The organism is uncultured Veillonella sp., from assembly GCF_900545205.1.
Lineage (GTDB): Bacteria > Bacillota > Negativicutes > Veillonellales > Veillonellaceae > Veillonella.
In genome coordinates, this window is the sequence record NZ_UQYC01000017.1 from 20,384 (window position 1) to 27,029 (window position 6,646).

Annotated in this window: 6 protein-coding genes and 1 tRNA gene; 2 read left to right on the forward strand and 5 right to left on the reverse strand. The window is 35.4% G+C overall.

Features of this window, described 5'->3' with window-relative positions; genetic code table 11:
- Positions 1-69 precede the first annotated feature (69 nt).
- From purR to QZR70_RS02970, 5 genes are all read right to left on the reverse strand, one after another.
- Entirely contained in the window at positions 70-888 is an 819-nt protein-coding gene (purR, locus tag QZR70_RS02950) for a pur operon repressor (protein ID WP_295793011.1), read from the reverse strand.
- A gap of 224 nt (positions 889-1,112) precedes the next feature.
- Entirely contained in the window at positions 1,113-1,721 is a 609-nt protein-coding gene (locus QZR70_RS02955) for a peptidoglycan-binding protein (protein WP_005387136.1), read from the reverse strand.
- Positions 1,722-1,976: 255 nt separating this feature from the next.
- Positions 1,977-3,149: a Na+/H+ antiporter NhaA gene (nhaA, locus tag QZR70_RS02960; RefSeq protein ID WP_005387137.1), complete on the reverse strand. Its 1,173-nt coding sequence runs from the start codon at positions 3,147-3,149 to the stop codon at positions 1,977-1,979.
- A gap of 28 nt (positions 3,150-3,177) precedes the next feature.
- Entirely contained in the window at positions 3,178-4,332 is a 1,155-nt protein-coding gene (gene nhaA / locus QZR70_RS02965; protein WP_295793013.1) for a Na+/H+ antiporter NhaA, read from the reverse strand.
- A 192-nt stretch (positions 4,333-4,524) separates the two neighbouring features.
- Positions 4,525-5,850 (reverse strand): PepSY domain-containing protein, encoded by a 1,326-nt coding sequence (locus tag QZR70_RS02970; RefSeq protein WP_295793015.1) that lies wholly within the window; start codon positions 5,848-5,850, stop codon positions 4,525-4,527.
- A 136-nt stretch (positions 5,851-5,986) separates the two neighbouring features.
- Here QZR70_RS02970 and QZR70_RS02975 point away from each other — a divergent pair.
- Positions 5,987-6,060 (forward strand) — tRNA-Gly (locus QZR70_RS02975).
- Between the two features lie 123 nt (positions 6,061-6,183).
- Positions 6,184-6,393, forward strand: a complete 210-nt coding sequence (locus QZR70_RS02980) for a molybdopterin-binding protein (protein ID WP_105088956.1) — start codon at positions 6,184-6,186, stop codon at positions 6,391-6,393.
- The last annotated feature ends 253 nt before the right edge of the window (positions 6,394-6,646 follow it).

Here is a 6,646-nt window from a genome sequence, read left to right on the forward strand (position 1 = left end):
ATTAGCCCATTGTCCAATATGCGATATAAAGTCATTATATCTAACTATAATGTATCTAATATTAATTGTTTATTCTTCATCAAATACTGGTTCTATATTAATTTTCTTTGTATTTTCATCAATACCATAGAACGTAAATAATGATTCATAATCATCGATTAATTTTGGATTTGGCTCTGCCGTTGCTACAAGAACTCCAGTGCCAACAACGACACCACTCATTTCTACAACAAGTTCTTTAAGACCTTTTGCAGTGCCCCCTGCTTTCATAAAATCATCGATAATTAAAACTCTAGCATTAGGAGGAATCGCTCTCTTTGTTAGCGTCATCGTTTGAATACGACCAGAGGATCCTGTCACATAGTTGATACTAATAGCAGACCCTTCTGTCACCTTACTATCACGACGAGCAATGACGAGAGGCTTATTGAAAGCTCGTGCTACCATGACAGCTAACGGAATCCCCTTTGTTTCAACGGTCAGAATATAATCAGGGTTGCGGTCCATAAAGCGAGTCATAATAATTTCCCCAAGGCGTGTCATTACATGCCAATCATATAAAATATCAGACATGTAAATAAACCCACCAGGAATGATACGGTCTGGCTCCATCAATCGAGTTTGCACATCTCGTAGAATATCATTAGCCTGAGTACCCTTACGATGAGGAATAAAACGCACTCCGCCTGCTACGCCAGCTACGGTTTCTAATGTACCAAGTTGAAAATGCTCCATAGACTGTCTCACACAGGTTAAGTCTTCACTAACTGTAGACTTTGCCATGCCAAAGAAGTCACAGAAATAATTTAAAGGAATCAATTTTTGCGGTGAATCAACTAACAATTTAGTCATTGCCACCATGCGTTCCACACGCCGTACTTTATCCATAGAATTTCCTTTACCATTCATCATATAACTATTGATTACACTCATGTAACAAATGTCATGAGTTATTTCAAATATATCTGTGTTTATTATACCATAATTTCCGAATATTCGAGGTTATAGAAACATTATAATTCGGCAAAATAAAAACTCTCTAGTCCTCATATAATACTGTAAGTTTAGACCTTATAGTCTATTACACTATTATATGTACTAGAGAGTTTTTATTATAAAACGTAAACCTTCACAGTTTGACGACCAAACTGCAATGCTTCAGAACGAGAATCATAAGCTAAGTCAATTCTATGACCTTTGATAGCGCCACCAACATCATCAGCTACAGCATAACCATAACCTTCAATGTATAATCGCGTACCTAATGGAATTAATTTTGGATCTACAGATACGATGCCCTTCTTTAAGCGACTACCTGTAGCCGTATAATTACCATTGCCAGGATCTTGAGCAGAATAAGCACTAGCTTGCATAGTTAAAACGCGAGAGTATTTATTTGGTACACCATTATGACTTAATTCTGTACCATGTCCACCATAACGAGTCTCCATCTTTTCTAAAGCATTCATCGTACTAGGACCAACGCGACCATCTACAGCGAGTCCCTTTGACTTTTGAAATTTCCGTACAGCTTGTTCCGTATTATGACCGTAAATACCATCTACAGAATCATGTAAAAAACCTTGATGCTTTAACATGGTTTGCACCTTGCTAACATGGTGCCCCCGTTGTCCCCGATCAATCGTTTTTGCCAATGATACGGAAGATACCATTGTAGTCATACAAACAAGCGTACATGCGATAATTATTTTCTTAACCATATACACCTCACCTTACATCAGTAGTATACTATACAGTTTTAAATAATCTATAAACCATATTGAGATAGCAATACAAAAAATGCATATATAATGCACGTTTTTAACTATATCTCAAATCTAGTACTACATATATATCATAGAAATATAGTATAGCAATGAAAAATCTCCATTAAAGTCTACCTAATCAAGTAAAGTTTTTACGTTTTGATTTTATAGACAGTCAATAATGGAGACTTTTATAATAACTATTTAATTTTAGCAGTTATGATATACACCTATATGGCATTCCTTACGCTTAGCACCAATAATGCGTAAGTAAATATAGCCAATAACGGCAGAAATGATGGAACCTATTAATACGCCACCCTTAGCCATCTCTTGAGCATGACCTGGATCAAAAGCTAAAACAGAAACAAATATACTCATAGTAAAACCAATACCACATACAATGGAGGTACCATAAATAAATTTCCAGTTAGCTTCTGCTGGCATAGGTACAATACCTAACTTGATCATCCCAAACATAGCACCAAAGATACCGATTTGTTTACCTAAAATAAGGCCTAGTGCAACACCTAAAACAACAGGATGTGTTAAATCTGCTACACCGAATCCAGCAAGACTTACACCGGCATTAAAGAAAGCAAAAATAGGAACAATCACAAAGCTTACCCAGTTAGATAGATAATGTTCCCAATGTTGCATTGGTCTAACATATTTACGACCAATCTTACCGCGTTCTGGAATTGTCATCGCCAAGATTACACCAGCCATAGTAGCATGTAATCCAGACCGAAGAATACAATACCATAAAATTAAACCAAGAATGATATAGGATAAAGATCTAACGTAACCAGACCGATTACAGTAAATCAATAAACCCGTTACAACAACGGCACCAAATAAATAGAAAAGATTCAGATTTGATGCATAGAATATAGCAATAACGATGATAGCAATCAAATCATCAATAACAGCTAAGGCGGTCAAAAATACCTTCATGGAGTTAGGCACTCTAGAACCCAAAGCAGTTATAACACCTATAGCAAAAGCAATGTCTGTCGCTGTTGGAATAGCCCAACCATGAACATACACTTCACTAGAGCCTGCAATAAGATAATAAATAATAGCAGGTACTAACACACCAAATAATGCAGCAATACCTGGCATAATACGCTTTGCATTCGTATTAAGCTCGCCACTTACCAATTCACGCTTTACTTCTAACCCAACAAAGAGGAAGAAAATCGCCATTAATGCATCATTTACCCACTCCATAGTTGTTAGTGGACCTAGTTTCAAATTAACAAGTGACATATACTGTGTCGCCAATGGAGAGTTTGCTACGATTAATGCAATAAGTGTAGCTCCTAGTAGAACAGCAGTCGCCGAACCAGGAGAACGTAAAAATACAAATATCCGTTCCATATGATTCCTTCCTAATATAATACGTTCATTATTTATGCTTAAAAGTTCTTATTTTATATGCCAAAATTAAAACTATAGCACCTAATAAACCAGAAATAATAGAACCTATAAAGATACCAATTTTAGCCATTTCTTGATTGACACCAGGTGGAAATGCCAATGTAGCTACAAATAAGCTCATAGTAAAACCAATACCACAAACGATGGCAGTACCATAAACCTCTGGCCATGTTGTATTAGTAGGCATCTTGATAATCTTAGATTTAACTAAAACGAAAACTGCAGAGAAAATACCAAACTGTTTACCTAAAATAAGGCCTAATGAAACGCCTAGTACAACAGGATGGAATAAATGATCTACTGAAACATCAGCAAAGGATACCCCTGCATTTAAGAAACTAAATAAAGGAATAATTAAAAAATTAACCCAATGCTTCAGTTTATCTGCCCATTTATGCATAGGATATACTGTTTCACCATCAAGTTTACCTGTTGCAGGAATTGTCATAGCTAAGACAACCCCAGCAATAGTTGCATGAACGCCAGACTTTAATACAAAATACCAAAGAACTGCACCCAATACACCATATAATACAGGTCTCACATACCCCTGTTTATTAGTATACCACAATGCGCCTGTTACGATAGCAGCACCAATCAAATACGGGAAATCTACGCCGGCACCGTAGAAGATAGCTATAACGATAATAGCAATTAAATCATCAATAACAGCTAAGGCAGAAAGAAAAGCTTTCATAGCTTGAGATACACGTTTACCAAGCATCATAATAACACCTATGGCAAATGCAATATCTGTAGCTGTTGGAATCCCCCATCCATGGGTATACTCAGGGACAGAACCAGCAATTAAGAAATATACTAAAGCAGGTGTAACAACACCTGCAAAAGCAGCTAAGAGTGGTAATACTCTTTTTGAATTTGTATTCAATTCGCCAGAAATCATTTCTGATTTAATCTCTAGCCCTACATATAGGAAAAAGAGTGCCATTAACCCATCATTAACCCATTCCAGTATATCCATAGGTCCCCAATACACATGCATTAAGGTGAAATACTGTTCTGCTAGAGGAGAATTTGCTGTAATAACACCAAGAATAGCGGCAAGTAAGAGCATAATACCGCCAGATGATTCAGACTGAATAAATGCTTTTATATAATTCATAGTAACTACCACTTTCTCAATTATAAATATAAATACAGAATTTTATACATAAAAACTATTTATTTAAATTTATTATATCATTTCACTTCGAAAATAATCAATAAACTAATGATGAACCATGCGGATTAAGTCTAGAGTAATCAAACATTTGCGACATACTTATACTTATGGAGCAAGCTAATAAAATACTGATTAATAATTATTCTCTCTGATCAGAGAAATTAAGAATCCAATAAGTGGAATGCTTAAACAAATGGCAGCTATACTATTTGTGATTGGATTAGACCAAAGAGGCACAATAAAACCTAGGAGAACTAAAATACTATAAAGGATAGGTTTACGCCAAACATGTTGTATCTCAACGGGTGCTCTAGATTCCATAGCACGAGATTTAACAAATTTCTTTATAATAGTCATCATAATGCCTGTTATAATACCTATAATAAGAACTATATCCCAGATGGCCCATAATATTTTAAGCACCATTGTATTATGATTATGAATATGGAGATTAATCATTGTAGTCATACCAGTAAAATACCATGGTATTGTTTTTGTAGAATACATATCCTTAGCAGAATCAGCATGTAAATTAGCATAGACAGGCTGTCCCAAAAACATAGCAGGATCATCATCATTTTCAGCACCTAAATAAAATGCATAGTGATGGTCATTAAATTTGGATGGATAATCAATAGATATAAGCTGACGATCTGGATAAGCTTTCATAATGCGAGAAATAGCTTCGGATGGTTGTAAAATTTCGGATTGATCCGATGAAAGCTCTTGCTTTGCAGTATGTAGTACATCTGCATTATAGCTGTCATTGGCAATAAAAAATCCACCTATCCATACACCTGTAATACATAAGATAAATCCCCATACAGTAGCAACCATTGCAAACTCTCGATGCAATGAACTTAATTTCATATGATTTGACAATACTGCAGATTTTGCAAAACTTTTACGAAATGGACCATATAAGAAAATACCAGAAATAATCGATAAAGCACATAAAAAAGATAAAATTGTTACAATATAAATCCCAGTTTTTCCGAGATCTAATCGCGTATGTAGTTGATGAAGAGTATGTAATATACTGCGCACCCAAGGATGAGCAGGTGTTTCATGATGGGTAGTAATGAGAGCCTTTGTTTCAGGATTATATAATGCATAGTCCCCTCCCATACCCATACGTGCTGGAGGTGCTACGGTAGCTGATGATTCAATAATACGATACCGTAAAAGATGTGAAGCACCCATGGCAGGAGAAATATTTAAAATATCCTTTGACGGATATTTTGCCTTAACTAGTAGAGCCCCTTCATCAGCATAATCAAAAATAGGTGTCTCTTCTTGCCCCATAGCCATTGAAGATGAAGTATGGTTCGTGCCCCCTTGAGCCCACGCATTTAATTCAGTTCTGAACATGAGGATAAGCCCTGTAATACAGAACATTAAGAAAAATATCACAGAAACTATAGATAACCATTTATGGATTTTATAAATCTTAGACATACATATGCCTCCTTCCTCATTATTTTATACATCTATTCTTATATCAGTACAATACAGATACTACTATAGGTATTGAGTATATAAACAAGCTCCACTTGAATGAACATATTATAGTATGATACAATATGTTCATCATGCGGGCGTAGTTCATCGGTAGAATGCGAGCTTCCCAAGCTTGAGAGGAGGGTTCGATTCCCTTCGCCCGCTCCATATTAAGCTGTGATATAAATCACGGCTTATTTTATAATTAATGATATAATATACATAGATATATTTCTATATATACACTATATACATGTATTTGTATTGTATACGTCTTATAAGGAGTAAAATATGAAATTAAGTGCAAGAAATCAATTAAAAGGTACAATTGTTGAAATTCAAGAAGGTGCCGTAAACGCAATCGTTAAAATCAATGTAGGTAATGATAACGTTATTACTGCAGATATTACAGTTCAATCTGTTAAAGAATTGGGCTTAGCAGTAGGTAAAGAAGTATACGCTGTTATCAAAGCAACTAACGTAATGGTTGGTGTAGAATAATAAAAAATTAGAGCTGCTTAGGCAGCTCTTTTTTTGTATATATAATTAATAATATAAGTTATAAATAAGCCCTGTGATTTTATGATCACGGGGCTTGTTATAATTACATCATTTAAAGTAACTCAACGGCTTTACTGTTCGGTAATATTGGCACGTTGTGCCGCGTTACCATATGGGGAGAGTTTGTTTTCTCCCACTAGCCGCAGGATGCTTAATCAGCGAGTTCTTATGTACGGTTCTTAGCTCCAGGATA

What these genes read in the sequence shown, in the direction of transcription:
- QZR70_RS02980 (WP_105088956.1), top strand. Translation starts at nt 6,184, where the DNA reads ATGAAATTAAGTGCAAGAAATCAATTAAAAGGTACAATTGTTGAAATT.
- QZR70_RS02970 (WP_295793015.1), bottom strand. Translation starts at nt 5,850, where the DNA reads ATGTCTAAGATTTATAAAATCCATAAATGGTTATCTATAGTTTCTGTG.
- QZR70_RS02955 (WP_005387136.1), bottom strand. Translation starts at nt 1,721, where the DNA reads ATGGTTAAGAAAATAATTATCGCATGTACGCTTGTTTGTATGACTACA.
- nhaA (WP_295793013.1), bottom strand. Translation starts at nt 4,332, where the DNA reads ATGAATTATATAAAAGCATTTATTCAGTCTGAATCATCTGGCGGTATT.
- nhaA (WP_005387137.1), bottom strand. Translation starts at nt 3,149, where the DNA reads ATGGAACGGATATTTGTATTTTTACGTTCTCCTGGTTCGGCGACTGCT.
- purR (WP_295793011.1), bottom strand. Translation starts at nt 888, where the DNA reads ATGGATAAAGTACGGCGTGTGGAACGCATGGTGGCAATGACTAAATTG.